This is a genomic window from Herminiimonas aquatilis (assembly GCF_042665175.1).
Classification (GTDB): Bacteria; Pseudomonadota; Gammaproteobacteria; order Burkholderiales; family Burkholderiaceae_D; genus Oxalicibacterium; species Oxalicibacterium aquatilis.
The window spans coordinates 1,755,333-1,779,959 of the sequence record NZ_JBHTCC010000001.1 but is presented as its reverse complement, the minus strand read 5'-3'; the positions used below and the strand labels follow the sequence as shown (position 1 = coordinate 1,779,959).

Here is a 24,627-nt window from a genome sequence, read left to right as displayed (position 1 = left end):
AAGGATAGTGCAGCGCAACAGTAAATTCAACCTCAAAAAATGGGGTCAGAGTAAATTAAAGTGTAAGCCTGCCGGGGCTTCATATTAAGTAGGGACAGAGTGATCGATTTTGCACCAGTTTGCACCGCATCCAGCGCGAAGACTAGAATATTTTGGTGCGTGCTTCGGCTAGTTTGGTTACAGGCCGACCCCGTTTTGCAGGACGCACGCGACGCGCGACCTGTTTTTCCAGCGAAGCCTGGAATTGTTCCGAGCCGAAAGCCCAACCTTTTAGGGTGGCTTCCGTCAGACGGCGCACTTCTTCTTCATTTACGCCATTTTCGACCAGTGCCTTGTAGGCAGCCTCACGTTCAAACGGCGTATTGCCCAAAGACCAATACAAGGGATGATCGGAAATAATCGGGTCGGGGCGAAGCCCGATATGGTGCTGGTAACTAGACCACGGATATTCGCCCGCCGTGCGCGCAATCCCGCCACGCACCGGATTCAACTCGATGTAGGCGGAACAAGTCATGAAGTAGCGCTCAGGATCAATCACGGTCGCTTTGTAACGCCCCTGCCAAAGCGTACCTGTGCGCGCATATTTTTGATTAAAGTAAGGGACGTAAGAGCGCCCTATCCACTGCATCATTTTTCCGAGGCCTTCTGAATCGCTAGGCGTCAGCAAAAGATGCAGATGAGTAGGCATCAGGACATAGCCGTGGATAGCCACCTTGAATTGCCTCGCAGCATCTTTCAGACGACTCAAAAATGCGGCGTGATCAGCAAGGTCGCGGAAAATGACTAATCCGTCATTGCCGCTCTGAATCACATGATGCGGTTGATTGGGGATTACGAGACGGGGGAGACGAGCCATAAATTGTATTTGACCACAAGAATTGCAAATGGGAGCAACCCGCGCAGCCGCTCAACATCAATGCATTGCACGCGCCCAGGATGGCTCGGCATGGCAGCGGCGCTCGATCGCCTTGACCATCAATGCGCGCAACTCATCCAGCAAGGCAACTTCATTCGGCGCTATCTCTGCAGTGGGCAAAGATGCGCTCCAATCACCATAGATAAAGCCGACCGGGTGGAAGTTCAGCATCAGGGGCAAGATCATGAAGCTGCGCGAAGCACCCAATTCTTCGCGCCACCAGCGCGGCAATTTATTGATGAAGCCGGGTGCTTGCGCATCTTCGACAAAAATCATTTTATCGTTTGCCAGCGATGCGTGAAAAACATCCGGCTGATAGGCATCATTAAATCGCAGGCGCGGCAACAATTCTTCCGCGCCGTCACCAAACGACTTGCGCGCAATATATTTTCCCTCATCGTGATTGCGTAAAAATGCAATCGCCCGGCTCAGGCCCAACCCCTGATAAACGGTCTCTAAAGCCACCGTCATCATTTGACCTGTATTCGTGCTGGCGGCTGCGCCACTGCCCATATCGCCAACGCCGCGCTTGAGAATTTGAATCGAGTCGGCAGGCTTGCCCAATGCGAGCGCCAATTGCTTTTTCTCGTCACCGGCGGAGTCCCCAACATTTTCCAGCAGCACCTCGTCCGCCGCCACTTTTTGCGCGGTTTCTATCGCTTGCAAAACAAACGACACATCCAGGCCAATCATGTCTGCATAATTTTCTGCAATGAGCGTCAGATCGGCCAGCACCGCATCACCTTCCACACTCAATACGCTTGCGCAGCGCGTTGACATGGTGGAAACCGCCGCCAGCCAATCTGCATGCTCCAGAGGTTCGTGGGATATTCCCGGCGCAATACGCGGCGGCATATCTTTCAAACTTTCAACCAGACCGTTCGGCAAACCCCATCGCTTGCCCACCGCGCGGCCGATTTCATCCAATGCCAGGCCGAGGATTTCTCTGCTCGCCTCATTCTCATCGAGACTTTTTTGCGCAACCAAAACCTGAACTTGCGCCCACTGTTCAGGCAAGTAGAACGACACCATCAGTCGGCCCAGCGAATGCAGGATGGAACAGACCACGGCCTCTTCCGTATCACGCTGCGTCGATGATGACGCGACTTGACGCGCGATTTGGCCGGCCAGCACGGCCTTGCCCATTTCATCGCGTGTATTCGATGTATCAGGTGACGCGGCGGCCAGGCCATCTATCAATTTCAAACCGAGGGCAAGATGACCGATGGTCTCCGTGCCCAGCACAATCACGGCTTTTGAAACGGTATTGATGCCTTGTCCAAATGCGGAATACATTGCGCTATTTGCCAGACGCAATACGCGTTGCGTCAGCGTAGGATCTGACAACACCGTTCTCGTCATGTTGAATTCACGATCATCGTCGCCGTGCATGGCGCCAACAATAGCGGTGACTACTTTGGAAAACCCGGGCATGTCACCGCGTTGACGCACGCGCGCCCACAGCAATTCCAGTGTTTTGTCGGATAGCGCAGAAGGACTGATTTGTGTTGTCATGAATCGATTCTTTTGCGTAGCAGATTAATGTTGCAGTGCAGCTGCATCTGCTTTCAGTATGTCGATCAAGGCATCCGGCAATTCAGGATAGCCGGTATGAAAACCTTGTATCAGAGAACATCCTTGTGCTGCGAGAAATTCCAATTGCAGTTCGTTCTCGACGCCTTCGGCAACCGTCAGCAAACTCAAATGGCTCGCAAGGCTGAGTATCACGTTACAGATGGCTGCATCCTTGACGGAGGACGGCAAATCCTTGATGAAGGTACGATCGATTTTGAGCGCCGCAATCGGAAACCGCTTCAGATAAATCAGCGACGAATAACCCGTGCCAAAATCATCGATTGCGATGCGCACGCCGCGCGAAGCAATTTTCGTCAACAGTTGTTCCGCATGCTCGGGATCGGACATCAATATCCCCTCGGTAATCTCGAGCAAAAGTTGATGCCCTTTTACGCCGGAAAGCTTGAGCGCATCGTCCATCATCTTGAGGAACTGGTCATTGCGGAACTGGCGCGGACTGACGTTGACCGACACATAGAGTTGTCTACCCGCGATTTCTTCAAATCGCTTCAATTGCACACAAGCAGATTTCAGCGCCCATGCACCGAGTAGATTGATCAAGCCGTTGTCTTCGGCCATAGGTATGAACTGACTCGGCGGTACCAGGCCGATATCGGGCCGCATCCAGCGCATCAATGCTTCAAAGCCGAGGATCTGCTTGCTGCGCGCATCAACGATTGGTTGGTAATGCAGCAAAAATTCGCCGTTTCTGACAGCCTCAAACATCGCGGCTTCCATCGATACATCATGCTCAACGTTGTTAAAAGCGGCTTCGTTATAAACCACGCAACGCGATTTTCCCGTTTCTTTAGCGCGATACATTGCAGTATCGGCATGCGCCAGCAACTTCACTTCGCTATCGCCATGCACTGGATAAACTGCCGCGCCTATCGATGTACTCACATACAAGGCATTCCCATTTATTTCAAATGGCAGTTGTATCGCTGAAATCATGCGCCGCGCGACATTTTGAATTTCCACTTCATCGACAGCACTTGGCAGCACAGCTACGAATTCGTCGCCACCGACGCGTGCCAGGGTATCGACATCGCGCAACGTTTCACGCAAACGCTTGGCGGCAATGCGCAGCAGCGCATCGCCCACCGGGTGGCCCAGTGCATCGTTCACCTTCTTGAAGCCGTCAAGATCAAGCGCGATGACAGCAAAACCGATATTGGTGCGACGCGATTGCGCAATTGTCATTCTCAAACGATCGGCCAGCAACGTACGGTTGGGCAGATTAGTCAACTCGTCATGTGTGGCCATGTGGCGCAGACGTTCTTCGGTTCGCTGCTGACTCGAAATGTCGCGTCCGACCACCACGATCTCAAGTTCGGTCGTATCGGTCGAGTACGCGATCATTTGCAACTCAAACCATAGGAGTGCGACCTGCGTGGACATTCGCACGCTGACGCGCGTCACTTCCAGCGACTGTACGGTTTGCCGCAACGCGGCCTCGATAGCGTGCCGATCCGACAGGCGCACCATTTCAAGCAGGCTTCTACCCACCAGCTTGACGTCATGCCCGAGCGCATCGGCTGCGCGATCACTTGCAAATAAAATTTCGCCGCGCGTATTCAAACGCAGCACAATTTCGCCTGCGACCTCCATCAAGCTGGATAATTGATGGCTATGAATTTCGTTACGCTTTGGCAACATATTTAAAACGGCTAGGGTTTGGCTGAGGCTAAGCAAATGTCTTTGCGCTTTTCATTAATTGTTTTTATGCCAAAAATACTTTAAAGCAACAAAATTGATAAATACAAGTAATCGAATTGTAAAATTACGTTAGTTTTATCTTCAAATCTTAATGCAGCGAAAAAGAAATGAATAGAAAAGATTGCACTAAAAAAAATATAAATTCACATTTGCACTATTTTCATGCGTAGCAAGTTTAGCGGCATCAAAAATGGATGTTAAATAACAACATTTCCAAAACGGAATTTGTAATCGGCGTGCAAACCTTTAAGTGGCGTCTATATTTCCCCTCCTCTTTCATACATTTGATTTACAGCCTATCGGACTACATCAATTTCAGAAACGGCACAAACAAAAAAGCCCACGCGGTTCAGCCGTGGGCTTTTTTACAAACATCAGCAATATGAACAGGCTTAAAACTCTTCCCAATCGTCCGCTCCGCCTGCACGCGGTTCGCTGGCGATTTTTTTCGGTGCTTGCGCTACAGCAACCGGGCGCACAACTGGCGCTCTAGCAGGTGCACTCGCCAATTTCGGCGCGACTGAAACTCCGCTTCTCATTCCGTCCAGCTTAAAGACGCTAACAGCTTGCGCCAGGCGACCGGCTTGTTCGTTCAAGGATTCAGCCGCTGCTGCTGCCTCCTCGACCAAGGCGGCATTTTGCTGCGTTACCTGATCCATTTGCGAAATGGCCTGATTGACCTGCTCAATGCCGGCACTTTGCTCTTGGCTCGCGGCCATGATTTCAGACATGATATCGGTGACATGCCTGACACTATCGACCACTTCAACCATGGTCGTGCCCGCTTCCGCAACGAGGCGACTACCCGCATCAGCCTTGTTAACCGACTCATCGATCAAGGACTTGATTTCCTTGGCGGCCGCAGCTGAACGCTGCGCCAGACTGCGGACTTCAGAGGCGACGACGGCAAATCCGCGGCCCTGCTCACCAGCACGCGCCGCCTCCACCGCTGCATTCAAAGCAAGAATATTGGTTTGAAATGCGATGCCGTCGATAACACCTATGATGTCAACAATCTTCTTGGATGATGTGTTGATACCATCCATCGTATCAACCACTTGCGATACCACGGCACCGCCCTTTACCGCAACGCTGGAAGCAGTGATCGCCAGTTGATTCGCCTGACGTGCATTGTCGACGTTTTGCTTGACGGTAGAGGTCAACTCCTCCATCGAGGATGCTGTTTCTTCCAGTGAACTGGCTTGCTCTTCAGTACGCGAAGACAGATCCAGATTACCGGATGCAATTTGATTTGCCGCGGTCGCAATCGTGTCAATACCGGTACGCACTTGGCTGACGCTATTGACCAGACTATCGTTCATATCTTTCAGTGCCTGCAGCAACTGACCGGTTTCATCGGTCGATTCCACCACAATCTGACTGCGCAGATCGCCGGAAGAAACAATGCGCGCCACATCAACGGCATAGCTTAAAGGCTTGGTAATGCTGCGTGTCAGAAAAAATGCCAACAACACGCCCAATGCCACCGCAGCAACGCCGAGCACGATCAGGAGATTGCGGCCGGCTTCATAAATTGCATCGACCTGTTTTTTTGAATTCTCAAAAATTTTTTGTTGAAACTCGACTACATCCCTGACAGATTGAATATAGCTTTTGGCGGCAGGAGCCATTTTTGTTTCAATTGCGGCGGTCAGCTCAGGCCCCGCACCCTTTTCTTCCTTAAGCTTGAACGTCGCATCGCGAATTGCGCTATATGTCTTGCGCTGCTCAGCAACCAGCGCGATCATTTTTTTACCTTCTTCGCTCTGTATCATAGGCTCCAGTTCTTTTTGCACTCTACTGACATCCGCACTCACTGCCGTCATTTCTGACTTCAGTTCTTTTTCTTCTTCTGGATTATCGGTTCTGATACGCGCAAAAGTACGTACCGTGTTGGTGGCAATGCCTTCAACCCACTGCTGCGAGAGCCGTTCTTTTATTGTCGCTTCTTCCATTGTCGAAGTTGCAGCCGCCACATCTTGCAAACGCGCAATACCCATCACCGTCATGAAAGCCATCAATAACAATATCAGCGCGAAAGCCATACCCATTCGTACGCCTATTTTCAAATTTTTAATTTTCATTTTTTCTCGTTATTCATATTTAAATACTGATGGAGTGGGAAATTACCCCACGACTGCCTCAAGGTAAAACTACAACTGTCGTCCTGCGCAAAACTGCGGTCTGTCGCCTGCGATAAATGCCCAAGAAAATCGCGCAGTTCAAACTCAATTATTGAAAAGAATATGCAACGGGAATCAACCACGGAACTACAACTTGTCGCTCTATAACGACAATCGTTGCGGCAAACTTTAGTTGCCCGAGAGAAAATTCACCGCATGAGATGAAAGATAATGCGATTCACATCCAGCCTATGCAGCATGATCAAGTGCAAATGAATAGAAAAGCGACAGAAATAAATACTGTAAGACGACGAAGCTATTTATCCAGGCACAAAAAAAACCCGACGATCCCAAAGGATCGTCGGGTTTTTCTTACAAAAATTGTTTGCAAATTAAAAAAGGTATATTTTAGAAAGGGATGTCGTCATCCATATCATTGAAATTGGACGCAGCAGGTTTGGCTGCTGGTCGCGCTGCGCTGCTACCACTACTGCTACCGCCACCAGAACTTTGACGCGGCGCCGGGGCGCTGCTGCCGTAGTCGTCATCCATGGATGCACTGCCACCGCCTGCACCTGGACGTCCGCCCAGCATTTGCATCGTATCTGCAATGATCTCGGTCGTGTAGCGCTCGACGCCGTCTTTATCTGTCCATTTGCGTGTTTGCAAACGGCCTTCGATATACACCGACGAACCTTTTTTCAAATACTGACCTGCGATCTCTGCCAGCTTGCGATAAAAAGTAATGCGATGCCATTCGGTGATTTCTTTTTTATCACCACTGTTCTTGTCTTTCCAGCTTTCCGTCGTGGCGACAGCCACGTTGGTAACAGCTTCACCGTTTGGCATGTAGCGTGTTTCAGGATCGCGACCCAGATTGCCGACGATGATGACTTTATTGACTGATGCCATTAATTTTCTCCGATTAAACTACGGCAGCCTGAACCTGGCTGCGGCGCGGTACGTTTTTCATATTGGCAGCAATTATAAGCCACGCTACCGATAACACTGCACCCAAAACAAAGACAGACGCACTGCCTGCATGCTGCGTCAACCAACCACCCAGCGCACCGCCGCAAAACAAACCCAGCGCTTGCAGAGTGTTATAGACACCCAGAGCTGCGCCTTTGCTGGCGGGTGGCGCAATGCGCGAGACCAGGGATGGCTGGCTGGCTTCCAGAATATTGAAGGCAACAAAAAAGGCCAGCAACAACCCAACCAGCCATGACCAATGGGCCTGCGTTTGCGACAAGACCAGCCACATACCGATCTGGACCAGCAATAATAAAGCAATCGCGCCGACAAAAACCTGTTTCGCCTTGCCACGTTTTTCACCAATAAAGATAGGCGGCAGCATAAAAACAAAGGATGCGACTACGACTGGCAAATAAACTTTCCAATGTTCAGCAAGTGGCAGATTGCCGAACCGAATCAGCGCAGATGGCATGACGACAAACATGGCCATTTGCGTTAAATGCAATGCGAACACGCCATAGTTAAGTCGCATCAATTCGCCGTTCGCCAGCACCTCGCGTATCGATGCACGCCCCGGTGGCAACGCAGGTGCGGCAGGAACAATATAGATCACCACAAAAATCGCCAGCACTGACAGGATGCCGGTCAGTGCAAAAATACCGCCCATGCCGATTGCCTGATACAGCAAAGGGGAAATCACCAGCGAGGCGGCAAATGTCAGGCCGATGGAAGCGCCGACCATTGCCATCGCTTTGGTGCGATGCTCTTCTCTGGTTGAATCGGCAATGAAAGCGGTCACCGCCGCAGAAATAGCGCCCGCGCCCTGCACTGCCCTACCGATGATGACCCAGACGATGGTATCCGCGGCAGCAGCAATAAAGGAACCCAAAGCAAACAGGATCAAGCCAATGACGATGATGCGCTTGCGCCCGTATTTATCCGAAGCAATACCAAATGGAATTTGTCCGAACGATTGCGTCAATCCGTAAATACCCAAAGCCAAGCCGACCAGCGTCGCACTGTCGCCACCCGGCAAGCCTTTTGCATGCACGGAAAATACCGGCAGGATCAGGAAAAGGCCCAGCATCCGCAACGCAAAAATCGACGCCAGCGAAGTACTGGCGCGGATTTCGTCACGGCTCATGCCGCTACTGACGTCGTTTGAAGAGTTGGATGACATGGCAAACAGGAAATAAGCAGAGAAGAACCGCAAAGGTGGTTTTACGACCAGCTTTAAAACCCGCTATAGTAGCAGGTTGACCCGTTTTAACCCGCCGCGCGACTTCAAAAAAGACGTCCGGCATCGGAAAAGCCTAGCTGAAAGAGTGAATGGACGAAATTCGTATCCGAGGTGCGCGTACGCACAACCTCAAAAACATCAATCTGGATTTACCGCGCAATAAATTGATCGTGATTACCGGCTTGTCCGGCTCCGGCAAATCCTCGCTTGCTTTCGATACGCTGTACGCAGAAGGCCAGCGCCGCTACGTCGAGTCGCTGTCTTCATATGCGCGGCAGTTTTTGCAATTGATGGAAAAGCCGGATGTCGATTTGATCGAAGGCTTGTCGCCGGCCATCTCCATCGAGCAAAAAGCGACTTCGCATAATCCGCGCTCCACAGTCGGCACGGTCACCGAAATTCACGATTATCTGCGTTTGCTGTACGCCCGCGTCGGCACACCGTATTGCCCTGACCATCCGGAAAAACCGCTGGCAGCGCAATCGGTGTCGCAAATGGTCGATGCCGTATTGGCGATGCCGGAAGATACCAAGCTGATGATCATGGCACCGGTTGTTGCCAATCGCAAAGGCGAACACGTCGACCTGTTCGAGCAGATGCAGGCGCAAGGTTTTGTGCGCTTCCGCGTGCAAAGCGGCACCGGTGACGCGAAAACATACGACGTCGACGATTTGCCGAAATTGAAGAAGGCAGAAAAACACACGATTGATGTCGTCATCGATCGCATCAAGGTCAAGGCCGATATCAAGCAGCGTCTGGCAGAAAGTTTCGAGACTGCATTGCGCCTGGCCGAAGGCCGCGCTTTGGTCCTCGAAATGGATACCGGCGTCGAACATTTATATTCGAACAAATTCGCCTGCGCGATCTGCGGCTATGCGCTGCAGGAACTTGAGCCGCGCTTGTTTTCTTTCAACAATCCGATGGGCGCGTGCCCGGAGTGCGATGGCCTGGGTCATATCGAATTCTTCGACCCAAAACGCATCGTCGCCTTTCCCAATCTGTCACTCGCCAGCGGCGCAGTCAAAGGCTGGGACAGACGCAATCAGTTTTATTTCCAGATGCTGTCGAATCTCGCCGAGTTCTACGGCTTTGATCTCGACCTACCATTTGAAAAACTGCCGGAAGCCGCGCAACAGGCCGTGCTGTTTGGTTCCGGCAAGCAGAAAATCCCATTTACTTACGTCAATGAAAAAGGTCGCACCGTCATTCGCGAACACGAATTCGAAGGCGTCGTAAACAATCTGCAGCGTCGTTATCGCGAAACCGATTCGATGGCCGTCAAGGAAGAGCTCGCCAAGTTCATTAATGAGAAAGAATGCCCAAGCTGCCACGGCGCGCGTCTGCGTGTTGAAGCGCGCAATGTCCTGGTCGGTAATGGCGCACAACAACGTGCCATCTACGAAGTAGCGGCAACACCTCTGCGTCAAACATTAGAGTTTTTTGAAACACTGACATTGATCGGCGCCAAGAAAGAAATCGCCGATCGCATCGTCAAGGAAATCGTTTCGCGCCTGAAGTTCTTGAACAACGTTGGCCTCGATTATCTGTCGCTGGACCGCAGCGCAGACACCTTGTCAGGCGGTGAAGCACAGCGTATTCGCCTTGCATCGCAAATCGGTTCCGGTCTGACCGGCGTCATGTACGTATTGGACGAACCGTCTATCGGCTTGCATCAACGCGACAACGACAGACTGATCGAAACGCTCAAGCATTTACGCGATATCGGCAATAGCGTCCTGGTCGTTGAGCATGATGAAGATGCGATTCGTTGCGCCGATTATGTCGTCGATATGGGCATAGGTGCAGGCGTACACGGTGGCGAAGTGATTGCCGAAGGTACCTTGAAAGACATCCTCAAGAGCAAAACATCACTCACCGCGCAATATCTGAACGGTACGCTCGGTATCGCGGTGCCGAAGAAGCGCACGCCCGTTAATCCCAAGAAGCAGTTTGTCATCACCGGCGCTACCGGCAACAATCTGAAGAACGTCACGCTGGAATTGCCGGTCGGCTTGCTGACTTGCGTGACCGGCGTCTCGGGCTCGGGCAAATCGACGCTGGTTAACGACACCTTGTATCACGCAGCATCGCGTCATTTGTACGGCTCACAAGCGGAACCGGCTGCGCATGAATCTATCAGCGGCTTTGAACATTTCGACAAAGTAATCTCGGTCGATCAAGCACCTATCGGTCGCACACCACGTTCGAACCCGGCCACTTACACCGGTTTGTTCACGCCGATACGCGATTTGTTTGCGACGGTGCCAACCTCGAAGGAACGCGGCTATTCGGCCGGACGTTTTTCATTCAACGTCAAAGGCGGTCGTTGCGAAGCGTGCCAGGGCGATGGCGTGATCAAGGTCGAAATGCATTTTTTGCCGGACGTGTATGTACCTTGCGATGTCTGCCACGGCAATCGCTACAATCGCGAAACCCTAGAGATCCAATACAAGGGCAAGAACATCACCGAAGTGCTGGGCATGACAGTGGAAGAAGCGCATGTATTCTTCAAACCAGTGCCGCTGATTGCGCGTAAATTGCAAACGCTGCTGGACGTGGGCTTGGGCTATATCCGCCTCGGCCAAAGCGCAACAACGCTATCCGGTGGTGAAGCACAACGCGTCAAGCTGTCGCTGGAATTATCCAAGCGCGATACCGGCCGCACGCTGTACATTCTGGATGAACCCACCACCGGTTTGCACTTCCACGATATCGACTTGCTGCTGAAGGTAATTCATCGTTTGCGCGATCAAGGCAACACGGTCGTCATCATCGAACACAATCTGGACGTCATCAAGACAGCCGACTGGTTGATCGACATGGGACCGGAAGGTGGCGCTGGCGGCGGACAAGTAATCGGTGCCGGCACGCCGGAAGAGTTGGCGAAAAATCCTGCCAGTTTCACGGGCAAGTATCTAACGCCTTTACTGAAACAGAAAAAATCTGCTGCATAACTATCAACACTGGTATCAATACAAGTATCAGCATGAATAAAAAAGGGCGAACTTCGGTTCGCCCTTTTTCTATTCTCTTTGCAGATTTCTGTTTGCAAATTTATTTAGGAAGCCCCATCCACAAACCAACTGGCACAAACAACAGCGCAGCCAGATTGCCCAGCAAAACTATCGATGCGACTTTGTCCGGCTCTTGCTTGTATTGTTCTGCCACCATGAAGCAAAACACTGCCGGCGGCAAAGATGCGAAAAGGAACATTTGCCCACGTTGCTCTGCCGTCAAACTGATGAATTGATCCAGCAGCAAGGCAACTGCCAGACCAGCGATCGGGCAAACGATGGCACCCATCAAACCGATATGCCAACTCTTCAGACTTACATCCATCATGCGCACGCCGAGCGCAAACAACATTAATGGAATACAGGCGTCGCCCAGCATTTTCATTGCGATAAACAAAGGCTTAGGCAAAGGTACATGCACGATCGCAAATGCCATGCCGATGATCATCGCTATCATCATTGGATTTGCGAGGAATTTCCACGGTGATGTGCGTACCCCATTTTTATCGCGACCGCTTTCGATAATCTTGATACCCACCGAAAAATAAACCAGATTGCAGGCCATGAACAAGGCCACCGCTGAACCAAGACTGGAGGTACCGAACGCGAGTATCGCCAAAGGCAAACCCATGTTGCCGCAATTGTTGTACATCATGGGAGGCACGAAACTGCGTACGTCGTAGCCCAGCCAGCGCGCAATCGGCCATGCCAGCAAACCCGAGCCGAGCGAGATCAATGCGCCGGCAAGGATCAACATGCCGTTATCCGCCAGATCGAAATCCTTGGCCGCCAATGCCGTAAATACCAGCAATGGGCACAACACATCCATACTGACGCGATTGACGGCTGTCATGTCCGAGCGCACGGCATCGCCGCGCAGGCGCGCATAACCATAGCCCAGCGCGATGATGATGAAGACCGGCAAAATAATGCCAAGTATGCGTTCAAATATTTCCATTTATTCAACCATGTTGACCGCAATGAAAAATGCCGAACAGGAGTGCTCCCATTCGGCATCGATATCCCTGAGCCACCTTACTACAACAAACTTATGTGTGGCTTACAGCGCGTTGTTACTCTTGCTAATGACCAGGTCACGGGCGCTTGATATCGTAGCGCTCAAGGAACTGGCAACCGTATACCGGCAGGAATGAAGGGATACGGTAATAACGATCAGCGATCGTTTTAAGAATACGTTCGCGATACACCTCATAGTTAAAATCCTTGCCATCGGCGTACCAGAAGGTGACGCCGTCAGCCTGCATCGTATGCACCGTAACCGCCGAAAAATAAGGCGTCAATTCGTCTGCATTAATTGCGCGTCTATCGAAAATGCGTATCGTCTTGCCCGCATACTTTTTGAAATCAACATTCAAATCATCCTGACGCGCATGGAATTTGCCCGTGCCGAAGGTCGGCAAATACTCACCGGCGTGATAGGACAGCAACGCGGATGGCGTGTAAGCCCGTGCCATGATCGCACCATCGGCCGGCAGTCCTCTGCGCAAGGTATTAACGATGGTTGGTGCCTGCTTGTGAAATACGATATCGTCGTGCAGTGCATAGCCTTGCCACATCGCGGTTGGCAATAAAATAATCGCCGCCAGGAACAGGAAGTGCGGCACGGCAAACCACGCAGTCCATTTTGCATACTTGCGCAAGTCGTCTGCATGGGCAGTCGTGCCGATGAAGAGAAACAGGAAAGGCATGAAGCCGAGCACCCAATGCAGGCCTATGGTTTTTTCCATCGACAGCAACAGGAACAGGGCAAATGGCACCAGGAATAGCACGACGATGGCGCCGCGCTGGATCAGCATGCCGCCCGAACGCAGCAACTTGACGAATACCCATGGCGTTATCAGGTAAATCATCATCAATACATATTCGCCCACCGTATAGAAGGAAAACTGCGTGTTCTCATTGCGATTGATCATGTTGAACATCACATTGGTCCAGCAATTATTTGCATTGAAGGCCACGGTGATGGCGAACAAAGGCGCAGAGCATGCAGCAATGATGATCAGCTTAAGCCAGCCGCGACGCGAACGACAGAGATAGACAAAGTAGGCAATCGCCAGCAAACCGGCAAAATATTTCGACAGCAACGCGAAGCCAAGGAAGATACCAGCGCCGAAAAACCAGACCAACTTGTCGGACATCGTGCCGCGAATAAAGCAATAGCCGCTCAGGAAGATAAAGAAAATCAGCGGCGTGTCGGTCGTGACCAGATTCAACAACAGCGTGAACGGCAATAGCAGGAACAGAGTGCCCAGGCGATAGGCAACTGCTTCCTGATACGGAGCAAGCCGACGCAACAAATCAACCAGTCCTAGCGCAATCAGGCTCCACATCAATACGGTGAAGAAGCGTAGTGATAGAGGGTGGGCAGAAATACTATTCAGCACAAACAGTAACCAGCCGACCATAGGCGGGTGATCGGAATAGCCCCATGCAGGAAATACACCCCACTGATAGAAGAATGCTTCATCACCCGTCATCGGGAAATACGCAGCCAACCACATCTTGATCATCAGCGTAATTGCAAACGTCACTCTGAAAACCTGACGCGCACGTACCGGATCGGCACCAGCGTACAGCGAACGTGTTGAATTCAAATTCATTCCAATTTCCTAATTCTTTACTGACAGGACGAGTACGCCTGCGATTACCAGCGATACGCCTAGCACTTTATAGATGCTGACCGATTCGCCCAAAATAAATATCCCCGCCAGCGTCGTCAACACGACGCCCAGCGAAATCAATGGATAGGCCATGCTGACTTCCAGCTTACCGAGGACCAGCAGCCACAGTCCGGCGCTTGCGCCAAAACAAATCATGCCGCCCCAGATCAAGGGGCTGGTCAACGCCAGCCAATAGACCGAGCGCAACCCGCCCGACATTGCCTGCTGAATTGCCGGCGACGACATACCCATCTTTAACAAAACCTGCGCCGCTGCCGTCAGACAGACGCAAAACAGTGCCAGCCCCAAGGCGCCCATCTGACTCATGCCATCCCTCCCACCGATGCTGCCAACGCGACGCAGGCAACCAGCGCCGCGACTATCCAGCTGGTGCGATCCGTGATGGCAAACAGCAGCGGATCATCGTGAATCTCCATGCGTGAAATCTTCAGCCACAGGCGCATGATCCAGAACAGCATCAGCGGCAGGATCAGCCACAGGATTTCTGCATGTGGATACATGGCACCACCGACCTGGCTATCTACATATAGCGCCAGCAACATCACCGCGACAAAGCCGCTGGCGATACCCATCGATATCAGATAGGACAAGTCGCTGGTGCGATAACCGCGCCCGGCCAGGGAAACTTTGCCGTCGCCGCTCATGAACTCCAGTTCGGCGCAGCGCTTGACCAATGCCAGGCTCAGAAACATGAACAGCGAAACGGCCAGCAACCAGTTGGAAATCACCACCGTGCTGACCAGACCGCCAGCCAGGATACGGTGCGTATACAGCGAAGCGAGCACCAGCACATCCACAATCGCGACTTGCTTCAGGCGCGCCGAATACAGCAAGGTAGCGACCACATACAACACCATCAGACCAAAAAACGGCAGGGAAATGGCAGCCGCCAGCCACAGGGAAAAAGGCAGCAATACCAGCACCAGCATGACGCCGAATTGAATCGTCAGCGTCGCCGCAGCGAAAGGTCGCGCACGCTTGCGTGGATGCGCGCGGTCAGATGCCAGATCGAATAAATCGTTGATGACATACGTCGCCGATGCGCATAGTCCGAATGCAATGAATGCCAGTAGCGTTGCCAGCCAGCTATCTCCGTTCAAATCATGCGCAGCCATCAAGGGCACAAACAGCAACGCGTTTTTGGCCCATTGATGCAGGCGCAAAGCCTTGATCACCAGAAGCAACTTGAACGGGCGTGGCGGAACAATCAGGGTCGGCGTTTTGATTTGTTGTGCTTGCGCGACGACAGAGGACGATGCATTGACGACGATAATCTCTGTCGCACTGCGCCATACCGATAGATCCGCAGCACCATTCCCCGCATAAGCAAAGCCGCCCGCACCGGCATCTGCGATGATCGCCTGCAGCTTGGTGTGTGATTTCAGATTGGTCGCCTCGTCGCTACCGAGCACCGTATCGAAGATGCCGAGAAAATCAGCAACGCGCTGCACCAGCGTGCAATCGGATGCACTGGCCAGGGCCAAGCGACGCCCCACGGCGCGTTGCTGCTGAAGGTAGGTCAGCAGTGCCTCGTTATAAGGCAGCAGTGACACATCAAGCTGAATGCGTCTGGCAATCTGCGATTTCAAATTGCCACGTCCACGCAGCAGCCATACACAACAAAGAAATAGATAAAGCGGGTTGCGTTTAATCAGCAGCAAGACCGACTCGAATAAAAGATCGGTATAGGTCAGCGTGCCGTCAAGGTCGACATACAGTGGCAGCGCAGCGTTGTCTGCCGCGTTCGGCACATCTTCACGCACGGTATCGGGCGCGGCAAATGAAGGACGAGAAGGACTGCCGGGGGAAACGCTCAAATCACCACCATGGGAACAGAGAAATTTTAGGAAACTGCCAATCGCGTTGCCAAAGACGCTAACAATGGAATATCTCGACGAAGCTCATCGCCGACACACTGCAAAGCCGCATCCATCCTTGCAAGTGTATTTAAAGGTGGGCAATTTTCCGTCTTCACATAGCCAGCGTCAACCACAAACGCCCGCCTCATGCTTTTAGCAAGCGACCTTCGGCGCGCGACAGTCCTTCGAGGGCTCCACGCAAAACAAGGATGTCACCTGCTAACAGTATCGTGTCCGGCGTCCAGTCTATGCGCACACCATTGCGTCGTAGCGCGGTCACTTCCGCACCCAGCGCATCCAGCTCCAATTGTCCCAGCTTTTTGCCTAGCGCGTTCGCGCTTTCGGTCAGCAATACGGAACGCAAGCGCACCTGCAAATGTTCAGCCGTATCCGACACATCGCTGGCGCCATGAAAAAATCCTCGCAGAGAGGCATAGCGTTCGCCGCGCGCCATTTGAATCGTATGTACAACACGCCGCAAAGGTACGCCCATGGTCAGCAATGCATGCGAGGCCAGCATCAGGCTGCCTTCTATCGCTTCGGGCACGACTTCCGACGCGCCGGCAGCGCGCAATTTATCCAAATCCGAATCATCGTAACTGCGCACAATGACGGGCAGTGCAGGCGCCAGATCCTTCATATGATGCAAGACCTTTAATGCCGACGGCGTGCTGGCGTAGGTAATCACTAGCGCTGCCGCCCGATTGATACCGGCCGCGACCAGGCTTTCACGACGGCCGGCGTCACCATAAGATACGTTCACACCAGCTGCCTGCGCATCGCGCACGCGATCAGGATCCAGATCCAGCGCCTGATAAGGGATGCCCTCTTCATCCAGCAGCTTGGCCAGACTCTGGCCAGTTCGGCCGAAGCCGGCAATCACGACGTGCTGCTGCGCCGCCATCGTGCGCGTCGCAATCTGCGTCAACGCCAGCGATTGCGCCATCCACTCATTGGCCGACAATTTCATCACGATCGCATCGGATTTGGCGAGTATGACCGGTGCGGCCAGCATAGACAGCACCATCGATGCCAAAATCAATTGAATAATCAGCGGCTCAATCAGATTCAAGGCGCTGATCTGGTGCAGCAATACAAATCCGAATTCGCCCGCTTGCGCCAAGGCCAATCCGGTACGCAAGGCCACGCCGACCGGCGCACCAAACCATTTCGCCAAGATCGTTACCAAACCAAATTTCAGCAATACCGGCCCGGTCAGCAGCAGCAATACCAGCCACCAGTATTCAATCACTAGGCGCACATTCAGCAGCATGCCGATCGAGATGAAGAACAAGCCGAGCAATACATCACGAAACGATTTGATGTCCTCTTCTACCTGGTGCTTGTATTCAGTTTCGGAAATCAGCATGCCGGCGACAAATGCGCCCAAGGCCAGCGACAGGCCGGCCATCTCGGTAATCCACGCCGCGCCCAGGGTAATCAGCAACAGATTCAGCATGAACAATTCTTGCGAGCGTCGTTTGACGACGATGCGGAACCAGCCCCGCATCAGCTTATGCCCAACGAAGAACAACAGCAGCAACACGATGACGGCCTTGAAGGCAGCCCATGAAAGCGTGGCGACCAGATCGCCTTTAGGATGAGCCAGCGCGGGAATCAGGATCAGCAACGGCACCAGCGCCAGATCCTGAAACAGCAAAATACCGATGATGCGCCGGCCATGCTCGCTTTCCAGCTCCAGTCGCTCAGTCAATATTTTTGACACGATCGCGGTCGACGACATCGCCAGCGCACCGCCAATAGCAAAAGCCGCTTGCCAGCTGATGGCGCTTAAACGCGTAGATATGGTTGCCACCAGCCAGCCGAAAATCATTGTCAGTATGATGGTCAGCAACACTTGCGCCATGCCCAGCCCGAAAACGGTGCGCCGCATCGCCGACAACTTCGCGAGAGAAAATTCTAGACCGATCGAGAACATCAGAAACACCACGCCGAATTCGCCCAGAGCGTGCGTGGTGGCATTATCTTCCGCCCAACCCAGGGTATGCGGTCCGATCAGGATGCCCGCCATCAGATAGCCCAGCATGGGCGGCAAATGCATCATGCGGAAGGCCACCACGCCCAGCACCGCAGCAGCAAGCAACAGAAGGGTCAGTTCTAAAGGGGAAAGCATAATGTGATGCCGGCTTGGGTTATTCGGAAAATGTACGTAGAGCGATCAAAACATATTTTTCTGCGTCTGGCAGGTTTTTTGCTTAGTCAGCCCTTCTTGCCAGATGAATTCGTTTATACTTTCGGGCATGAGTGTACCCCATGCCAAAACCGTGCCCGCAACTTTTGATGCCACAAGCACAGCGCGCGCGCTGCAATTTGCCAGCGCAACCCTGCAAATCGAAGCAGATGCAATTCTTGCGTTAAAGAAACGAATCAGCGAGGAAACCAGTGCGCAATTTGTCAAGGCAGTTTCCCTATTATTGAATTGCGATGGCCGTGTGGTCGTCTCCGGCATCGGCAAGTCCGGCCATATCGCGCGCAAGATTGCGTCGACTCTGGCCTCAACCGGCACACCAGCCTTGTTCGTGCACGCGGCCGAAGCCTCGCATGGCGACCTTGGCATGATTGCCGCCAATGATGCACTGATCGCGATTTCGTATTCAGGTGAAGCCGGCGAATTGCTGGCCATCATCCCGATCATCAAACGCATGGGCGCGACCCTGATTGCCATTACCGGCAACGACGCCTCAAGTCTGGCGCAGTTTGCTGACGTCCACCTGAACGTCAAGGTCGACAAGGAAGCTTGTCCTTTGAACCTGGCACCGACTGCCAGCACCACCGCAACCCTTGCGCTCGGCGATGCGTTGGCGATGGCACTGCTGGATGCACGCGGTTTTGGCGAAGAAGATTTTGCACGTTCGCATCCGGGCGGCGCACTCGGCCGCCGTTTGCTGACGCACGTGCGTGATGTGATGCGCACCGGCGATGCGATTCCTACCGTCGCTGCTGATGCGACACTCTACTCCGCACTATTGGAAATCAGTAAAAAAGGCATGGCGATGACAGCCGTAGTTGATGCTGACGGTCGCGCCATCGGCGTATTCACGGACGGCGATTTGCGCCGCCTGATTGAAAACAAGCAAGATTTTTCGACTTTATCGATTGCCGATGTGATGCACGCCAACCCGCGCAGCGTGCAGCCGGAGCAGCTCGCCGTCGATGCAGTCGACATGATGGAAGAGTTCCGCATCAATCAATTATTGGTAACCAATACTGACGGCACACTGGTGGGCGCATTGCACATCCATGATCTGACCCGCGCGAAAGTAATCTGATGACCTCCTCTGCAGATTCTGCCGCGGTTTTTTCCAATTCAGTGTCAGCTGCTTCCGCTCGTGCAGCGAATGTGCGGCTGATGATATTTGACGTCGATGGCATTCTGACCGACGGCAGCCTGCATTTTGGCGCGGATGGCGAGGTCATCAAGACCTTCAACGTTCTCGATGGCCACGGCATCAAATTGCTGCAGCAATCCGGTGTCGCGACCGCGATCATCAGTGCACGCCAATCACCTATTGTGCTGCGCCGCGCGACGGACCTTGGCATTCATCATGTGTTTCAAGGCATACATGACAAGCGCAGTGCATTTGAACAATTGCTCGCACAAACTGGCACTGACGCCAGTGCATGCGGCTTCATCGGCGACGATGTCATAGACTTGCCTATCCTGTCGCGCGTCGGCTTTGCAGCAAGCGTACCCAATGCACATCCGGAAGTGCGCTCACGCGTGCATTACGTGACGCAAGCCAGCGGCGGTCGCGGCGCGGCACGTGAATTGTGCGATTTCATTCTGCGCGCACAAGGCAATTACGAGGCGGCCATCGCGCTGTACTTGTCTTGAAAGCGCCGCGTCCAGGCAATGGCATGCGCCTGATTGTGCTGATTGCGTTGAGCGCAGGATTAGCGCTCGGCAGTTTTTGGCTAGTCGAAGTGATGCAGCGCAAAACTGAAGATTCCCTGCCTGCCCGGGTACGCACGGAGCCCGATTTTTATGTAGAGAAATTTAATTTCGTGCGCATGGCAAAAACCGGCGAGGCACGTTACAACCTCACCGGCACCGAAATGAAACATTACCCGCAAGACGACTCCTATCAAATACAGAATCCGGTCATGCATAGTTATAGCGCTGATCGGCCACCGATGGTGAGTCGCTCCTTGCGCGCCAAAGTGACTAACAACAGCAGCGAAGTCCATATGTATGACAATGTGCATATAGACAGACCCGCTTCCGCAAAGTCGCAGCATTTTCAACTCAAGACATCTTATTTGCTGATATTGCCAGACGAGGATGTCATGAAAACCCCCAAGCCGGTTGAACTGCAACTTGGGAAATCGACGCTGAATGGCGCCGGCATGTTTGTCAACAATGCAACCGGCGAATTCAGCTTGTCGAGTAATGTAAAAGGCCAGTACCAGCCGCCTGTCGTCACCAATTGATTTCGTGATCCGACTTTTAATCGATGGATTCTCTTAGAAAAATTTCATGAAACGATTACTTTCTGCAATGCTGCTTATCGCTGGTTTGGGCGCGCTGACTTGCGTCCATGCTGAAAAAGCCGATGCAACCAAGCCGACCAACGTCGAAGCCGATCAAATGCAGTACGACGACGTCAAACAGATCAACACCTTCGTCGGCAATGTCGTATTGACGCGCGGCTCGATTCTGATGAAATCCAACAAGATGGTGGTCACGCAAGATCCGGCCGGCTATCAATTTGTCGTCATGTATGCGGCCCCTGGCTCACTTGCCAGTTTCCGTCAAAAACGTGACGGCGGTCCCGACCAATGGATAGAAGGCCAGGCCGAGCGCATCGAATACGACGACAAGAATGAAATCATGAAACTGTATTCCAAGGCTCGTATGCGTCGCCTGGAAAATGGCAAGACTACCGATGAAGTCAACGGCGAGTATATTTCCTACGATACACGCGCTGAATTTTTCACCGTGCATAACACTAGCGGGGGCGACAGCAAGCCAGGTGCAGGACGCATCAAGGCCATCATCCAGCCGCGTGCCGATACAACAAAGGCCCCTTAAGATGTCGAGCAAGTTGATAGTCAGCGGACTGCAAAAAAGCTATGGCGCGCGTCAGGTTGTACGTGACGTCGCCTTGCAAGTCGAGAGCGGTGAAGTGATTGGCCTGCTGGGCCCTAACGGCGCCGGCAAAACTACGTCGTTTTACATGATCGTCGGCTTGGTACCGTCGGATGCCGGCAGCATCGAACTGGATGGTGTCAATATCTCGCGCCAGCCCATACACAAACGCGCGCAGCTGGGTTTGTCCTATCTTCCGCAAGAAGCGTCGGTATTCCGCAAGCTGAGCGTCGAGGATAATATTCGCGCCGTGCTCGAACTACAGCGCCTCAATGGCAAATCCTTGAGCAAGCCGCAGATCGAACAACGTCTCGATACTTTGCTGGCTGACCTGCAAATCGAGAAGCTGCGTGAAAATCAAGCGATGTCTTTGTCCGGTGGCGAACGTCGTCGCGTCGAGATTGCGCGCGCACTGGCAACCAATCCACGTTTCGTTTTGCTGGATGAACCGTTTGCCGGCGTTGATCCGATAGCAGTAATTGAAATTCAACGTATTGTGCGCTTCCTCAAAGAGCGCGGCATAGGCGTACTGATCACCGATCACAATGTGCGCGAGACACTCGGCATCTGCGATCGTGCCTACATCATCAATCAAGGTGCAGTGCTCGCCAGCGGCAGCCCTGACGAGATTATCGCCAACGAATCGGTGCGCCGGGTTTACCTCGGCGAACACTTCCGCATGTGATGCCGGAAGCTAGATAACTCTATGAAGCAATCCCTGCAGCTACGCGTTTCGCAACATCTGGCACTCACGCCGCAATTGCAGCAATCAATCCGTCTGCTGCAATTGTCCACGCTGGAACTGCATCAGGAGTTGGAACAAATTCTCGCAGACAATCCACTGCTGGAGCGCACCGACGATCCGCTGGATCACGCGATCCGCTTGCTGGCCGATGGCGCCATCGGCTCTACCGGAACCACACCGGAAGGCGCAAGCATAGAGGCCAATGCGCAAGTCCCGGAAAGCGAAGCCAGTTTCGATACGCCATCAGACGCACCCGAATCATCCAACGGCGATGCCGAATGGAGTTTTGACGATGTCGCACGTACATCGAAAGCACCGGAAGATGATGACGCCCGCCCGCAGCTGGAAGCACACGAAACAACATTGCGTGAGCACCTGCTGGAACAGATGCGCGTAACTGTGCGCGAGACGCGTGATCGTGCGTTGCTTGAATTGATCATCGATGCATTGAACGACAACGGCTATCTGGAAGAAGAACTGGAAGAAATCCACGCGCGCCTGCCGGAAGAGCTGGAAATAGAACTGGAAGAATTGCAGATTGCATTGAACCTGTTGCAAAGCTTCGATCCGCCTGGTGTGGGTGCGCGCAATGCCTCTGAATGCCTGGCACTGCAAATCAAACGCATGCCGAAAGTTGCAATGGTCACGCGCCGCATGGCGCTCGCGATTGTTGAAAATCATCTCACTCTATTTGCGCAACGCGACTTCAACAAACTGCGCAAGGCCCTCGATTGCGACGACGAAGATTTGCGCGAAGCACAAGTCATCATCAAACAATGCAATCCACACCCAGGAGCGATTTTCGCAAGCGGCTCTTCCGATTATGTGGTGCCTGATGTGATCGTCAAACGCACACGCAACGGCTGGCAAGTCATGCTCAATCACGACGTCATGCCACGCTTGCGCGTCAACAGCATGTACGCCAATATTTTGAAGCAAAGCAAGGGCGATGGATCGCTCGGATCGCAACTGCAAGAAGCCAAATGGTTGATCAAAAATATGCGTCAGCGCTTCGACACTATCCTGCGCGTATCACAGGCGATAGTAGAACGACAACGCAACTTTTTCTCACATGGCGCTGTCGCGATGCGCCCACTTGTGTTGCGTGAAATAGCTGATACACTAGGTCTACACGAGAGCACTATTTCTCGTGTAACGACGCAAAAGTACATGCTCACACCGCATGGAATGTTCGAACTGAAGTACTTTTTCGGCAGCCATGTCGCAACGGAAACAGGCGGCGAAGCATCCTCCACTGCGATACGGGCACTGATCAAACAATTGATAGGAGCTGAAGACCCGAAAATCCCATTCTCTGATAGCAAAATCGCAGAAATGCTGGCGGAACAGGGTATGGTTGTGGCGCGACGTACCGTTGCAAAATACCGTGAAGCCTTGAAAATTCCCCCAGTCAATTTGCGCAAATCGTTGTAGAACTGTCCTTAGTAGTTTTTGTTATACCTTGCTGTGTTCTTGTGGCCAGGTAACAAGGCGCTTGAACCTCCAGTGAATTATCATAGGAGCACTGTATGAATCTCACAATCAGTGGACATCACCTCGAATTAACCCCAGCAATCCGCGAATATGTACAAGGAAAACTGGAGCGTATCAAACGTCACTTCGATCACGTTATCGACATTGCAGTCATCCTGACTGTAGACAATCTTCCGGAAAAAGAAAAACGCCAGAAAGCAGAAATCAACTTGCGCGTGAGAGGCAAGGATCTGCATGCGGAAAGTATTGCCGACAATTTGTATGCGGCGATTGACTCACTGGTCGACAAGCTCGATCGACAAGTCATCAAATACAAAACCAAGCAGCAAGATCATCAACATGATGCAATCAAACGATTGCCGGATGAATCCGACGCTGCTGTCACCCCTTAACGGGAAATCATCAGGCTGAGAAAATCAGTCACTAAAAATGAAGGGCGCAGATTGCGCCCTTTTTTAATGTCAAAGCTCTACAGAAATCGATTAAAAATCGCTAAACATCAATATAAAATGACTGGATGCATGACCATCGCAAAAAGTATTTTCCCTCTTCTCTCGCCAAGCCAATTTCAGCTATCGCGCTGATTTTGACCCTTTCAGGACATGCTTTTATTCTTTACTCGCTCGCTGAATTTGCTGAGACTAACAATAAAAATAGCAGTGAGACGACAGGGGTGGTTGTCCGTTTACTGAGTGAAAAATTAGATCATGCGCCTCAGCGCATAGCCACTAAAAGTCAAAACGTCCACAATCTGATACAGCCAGAAATACCATCGTTACCGGCGGCGCCCTCGTTGGCTGAAATTCCGATCGGTGCACAACTACCCTTTCAATCCTACTATTTCAAATCGGATGAATTAAGCCAGAAACCACAAGTCATCAATGACCTACCTGCAGATTTTTTCTTGCCCGATATCGCAGGATTGCCTGAGCCACTCATAATGACTTTGCGCATCAGTAATGTGGGAACGGTAGACGAAGTATTCATCCCTGGCGATATTGCTGACAGTGAAAAACTGCTGTTGATTACCACTGCTTTTAAAACAATGACTTTTGCAGCAGCCCAAATTTCCGGCATCGCCGTGCCTAGTGAAATACGCATCGAAGTGTGGAAAAACACAGATAAGCAAGACGAGCCAGCAGGAAAATAAAAAAG

Annotated in this window: 20 protein-coding genes; 9 read left to right on the top strand and 11 right to left on the bottom strand. The window is 52.3% G+C overall.

Annotated elements, in window-relative coordinates:
* Window positions 1–142: 142 nt before the first annotated feature.
* The 6 genes from ACFQO0_RS08260 to ACFQO0_RS08235 form a co-directional block, all read right to left on the bottom strand.
* Entirely contained in the window at window positions 143–856 is a 714-nt protein-coding gene (locus ACFQO0_RS08260; protein ID WP_382233540.1) for a transposase, read from the bottom strand.
* Window positions 857–913: 57 nt separating this feature from the next.
* Complete coding sequence (locus tag ACFQO0_RS08255; RefSeq protein ID WP_382233538.1) at window positions 914–2,431, bottom strand: HDOD domain-containing protein; 1,518 nt, start codon at window positions 2,429–2,431, stop codon at window positions 914–916.
* A gap of 24 nt (window positions 2,432–2,455) precedes the next feature.
* Window positions 2,456–4,150: a putative bifunctional diguanylate cyclase/phosphodiesterase gene (locus ACFQO0_RS08250; protein WP_382233536.1), complete on the bottom strand. Its 1,695-nt coding sequence runs from the start codon at window positions 4,148–4,150 to the stop codon at window positions 2,456–2,458.
* 452 nt (window positions 4,151–4,602) lie between these two features.
* Window positions 4,603–6,294, bottom strand: coding sequence for a methyl-accepting chemotaxis protein (locus tag ACFQO0_RS08245; RefSeq protein ID WP_382233534.1), 1,692 nt, complete (start codon window positions 6,292–6,294; stop codon window positions 4,603–4,605).
* A gap of 447 nt (window positions 6,295–6,741) precedes the next feature.
* Window positions 6,742–7,245, bottom strand: coding sequence for a single-stranded DNA-binding protein (ssb, locus tag ACFQO0_RS08240; protein WP_382233532.1), 504 nt, complete (start codon window positions 7,243–7,245; stop codon window positions 6,742–6,744).
* A 13-nt stretch (window positions 7,246–7,258) separates the two neighbouring features.
* Window positions 7,259–8,452, bottom strand: coding sequence for an MFS transporter (locus ACFQO0_RS08235; RefSeq protein WP_382234075.1), 1,194 nt, complete (start codon window positions 8,450–8,452; stop codon window positions 7,259–7,261).
* A 185-nt stretch (window positions 8,453–8,637) separates the two neighbouring features.
* Here ACFQO0_RS08235 and uvrA point away from each other — a divergent pair, with 185 nt between their 5' ends.
* Window positions 8,638–11,502 carry an excinuclease ABC subunit UvrA gene (gene uvrA, locus ACFQO0_RS08230; RefSeq protein ID WP_382233530.1) on the top strand — a complete coding sequence of 955 codons (2,865 nt, stop codon included), beginning with the start codon at window positions 8,638–8,640 and terminating at the stop codon, window positions 11,500–11,502.
* A 100-nt stretch (window positions 11,503–11,602) separates the two neighbouring features.
* Here uvrA and ACFQO0_RS08225 read toward each other — a convergent pair whose 3' ends face one another.
* The 5 genes from ACFQO0_RS08225 to ACFQO0_RS08205 form a co-directional block, all read right to left on the bottom strand.
* Window positions 11,603–12,520, bottom strand: coding sequence for an AEC family transporter (locus ACFQO0_RS08225; RefSeq protein WP_382233528.1), 918 nt, complete (start codon window positions 12,518–12,520; stop codon window positions 11,603–11,605).
* 136 nt (window positions 12,521–12,656) lie between these two features.
* Entirely contained in the window at window positions 12,657–14,183 is a 1,527-nt protein-coding gene (locus ACFQO0_RS08220) for a glycosyltransferase family 39 protein (RefSeq protein WP_382233525.1), read from the bottom strand.
* Window positions 14,184–14,192: 9 nt separating this feature from the next.
* Window positions 14,193–14,570 (bottom strand): DMT family transporter, encoded by a 378-nt coding sequence (locus ACFQO0_RS08215; protein WP_382233523.1) that lies wholly within the window; start codon window positions 14,568–14,570, stop codon window positions 14,193–14,195.
* Window positions 14,567–16,081 carry a UbiA family prenyltransferase gene (locus tag ACFQO0_RS08210; RefSeq protein WP_382233521.1) on the bottom strand — a complete coding sequence of 505 codons (1,515 nt, stop codon included), beginning with the start codon at window positions 16,079–16,081 and terminating at the stop codon, window positions 14,567–14,569. The genes ACFQO0_RS08215 and ACFQO0_RS08210 overlap by 4 nt, the downstream gene beginning before the upstream one ends.
* Window positions 16,082–16,268: 187 nt before the next feature.
* Window positions 16,269–18,257: a monovalent cation:proton antiporter family protein gene (locus tag ACFQO0_RS08205; protein WP_382233519.1), complete on the bottom strand. Its 1,989-nt coding sequence runs from the start codon at window positions 18,255–18,257 to the stop codon at window positions 16,269–16,271.
* Window positions 18,258–18,384: 127 nt separating this feature from the next.
* On the opposite strand from ACFQO0_RS08205, the gene ACFQO0_RS08200 reads away from it, so the two are divergent.
* The 8 genes from ACFQO0_RS08200 (at window position 18,385) to ACFQO0_RS08165 (ending at window position 24,622) form a co-directional block, all read left to right on the top strand.
* Entirely contained in the window at window positions 18,385–19,413 is a 1,029-nt protein-coding gene (locus ACFQO0_RS08200) for a KpsF/GutQ family sugar-phosphate isomerase (RefSeq protein ID WP_382233517.1), read from the top strand.
* Window positions 19,413–19,979 (top strand): KdsC family phosphatase, encoded by a 567-nt coding sequence (locus ACFQO0_RS08195; protein ID WP_382233515.1) that lies wholly within the window; start codon window positions 19,413–19,415, stop codon window positions 19,977–19,979. Before ACFQO0_RS08200 ends, ACFQO0_RS08195 begins: the two co-directional genes overlap by 1 nt.
* 23 nt (window positions 19,980–20,002) lie before the next feature.
* Entirely contained in the window at window positions 20,003–20,575 is a 573-nt protein-coding gene (gene lptC, locus ACFQO0_RS08190; protein WP_382233513.1) for an LPS export ABC transporter periplasmic protein LptC, read from the top strand.
* A gap of 46 nt (window positions 20,576–20,621) precedes the next feature.
* Window positions 20,622–21,176, top strand: a complete 555-nt coding sequence (gene lptA, locus ACFQO0_RS08185; protein ID WP_382233511.1) for a lipopolysaccharide transport periplasmic protein LptA — start codon at window positions 20,622–20,624, stop codon at window positions 21,174–21,176.
* 1 nt (window position 21,177) lies between these two features.
* Complete coding sequence (gene lptB, locus ACFQO0_RS08180; protein WP_382233509.1) at window positions 21,178–21,918, top strand: LPS export ABC transporter ATP-binding protein; 741 nt, start codon at window positions 21,178–21,180, stop codon at window positions 21,916–21,918.
* 21 nt (window positions 21,919–21,939) lie between these two features.
* Entirely contained in the window at window positions 21,940–23,412 is a 1,473-nt protein-coding gene (locus ACFQO0_RS08175) for an RNA polymerase factor sigma-54 (RefSeq protein WP_382233506.1), read from the top strand.
* Between the two features lie 95 nt (window positions 23,413–23,507).
* Complete coding sequence (gene hpf, locus ACFQO0_RS08170; RefSeq protein ID WP_382233504.1) at window positions 23,508–23,864, top strand: ribosome hibernation-promoting factor, HPF/YfiA family; 357 nt, start codon at window positions 23,508–23,510, stop codon at window positions 23,862–23,864.
* A gap of 125 nt (window positions 23,865–23,989) precedes the next feature.
* Window positions 23,990–24,622, top strand: coding sequence for a hypothetical protein (locus ACFQO0_RS08165; RefSeq protein WP_382233502.1), 633 nt, complete (start codon window positions 23,990–23,992; stop codon window positions 24,620–24,622).
* Window positions 24,623–24,627: the final 5 nt, after the last annotated feature.

Bases quoted from the DNA above. Each gene is read 5' to 3' on its own strand.
- ACFQO0_RS08260 (WP_382233540.1), bottom strand. From the start codon at position 856: ATGGCTCGTCTCCCCCGTCTCGTAATCCCCAATCAACCGCATCATGTG.
- ACFQO0_RS08255 (WP_382233538.1), bottom strand. From the start codon at position 2,431: ATGACAACACAAATCAGTCCTTCTGCGCTATCCGACAAAACACTGGAA.
- ACFQO0_RS08250 (WP_382233536.1), bottom strand. From the start codon at position 4,150: ATGTTGCCAAAGCGTAACGAAATTCATAGCCATCAATTATCCAGCTTG.
- ACFQO0_RS08245 (WP_382233534.1), bottom strand. From the start codon at position 6,294: ATGAAAATTAAAAATTTGAAAATAGGCGTACGAATGGGTATGGCTTTC.
- ssb (WP_382233532.1), bottom strand. From the start codon at position 7,245: ATGGCATCAGTCAATAAAGTCATCATCGTCGGCAATCTGGGTCGCGAT.
- ACFQO0_RS08235 (WP_382234075.1), bottom strand. From the start codon at position 8,452: ATGAGCCGTGACGAAATCCGCGCCAGTACTTCGCTGGCGTCGATTTTT.
- uvrA (WP_382233530.1), top strand. From the start codon at position 8,638: ATGGACGAAATTCGTATCCGAGGTGCGCGTACGCACAACCTCAAAAAC.
- ACFQO0_RS08225 (WP_382233528.1), bottom strand. From the start codon at position 12,520: ATGGAAATATTTGAACGCATACTTGGCATTATTTTGCCGGTCTTCATC.
- ACFQO0_RS08220 (WP_382233525.1), bottom strand. From the start codon at position 14,183: ATGAATTTGAATTCAACACGTTCGCTGTACGCTGGTGCCGATCCGGTA.
- ACFQO0_RS08215 (WP_382233523.1), bottom strand. From the start codon at position 14,570: ATGAGTCAGATGGGCGCCTTGGGGCTGGCACTGTTTTGCGTCTGTCTG.
- ACFQO0_RS08205 (WP_382233519.1), bottom strand. From the start codon at position 18,257: ATGCTTTCCCCTTTAGAACTGACCCTTCTGTTGCTTGCTGCTGCGGTG.
- ACFQO0_RS08200 (WP_382233517.1), top strand. From the start codon at position 18,385: ATGAGTGTACCCCATGCCAAAACCGTGCCCGCAACTTTTGATGCCACA.
- ACFQO0_RS08195 (WP_382233515.1), top strand. From the start codon at position 19,413: ATGACCTCCTCTGCAGATTCTGCCGCGGTTTTTTCCAATTCAGTGTCA.
- lptC (WP_382233513.1), top strand. From the start codon at position 20,003: ATGCGCCTGATTGTGCTGATTGCGTTGAGCGCAGGATTAGCGCTCGGC.
- lptA (WP_382233511.1), top strand. From the start codon at position 20,622: ATGAAACGATTACTTTCTGCAATGCTGCTTATCGCTGGTTTGGGCGCG.
- lptB (WP_382233509.1), top strand. From the start codon at position 21,178: ATGTCGAGCAAGTTGATAGTCAGCGGACTGCAAAAAAGCTATGGCGCG.
- ACFQO0_RS08175 (WP_382233506.1), top strand. From the start codon at position 21,940: ATGAAGCAATCCCTGCAGCTACGCGTTTCGCAACATCTGGCACTCACG.
- hpf (WP_382233504.1), top strand. From the start codon at position 23,508: ATGAATCTCACAATCAGTGGACATCACCTCGAATTAACCCCAGCAATC.
- ACFQO0_RS08165 (WP_382233502.1), top strand. From the start codon at position 23,990: ATGCATGACCATCGCAAAAAGTATTTTCCCTCTTCTCTCGCCAAGCCA.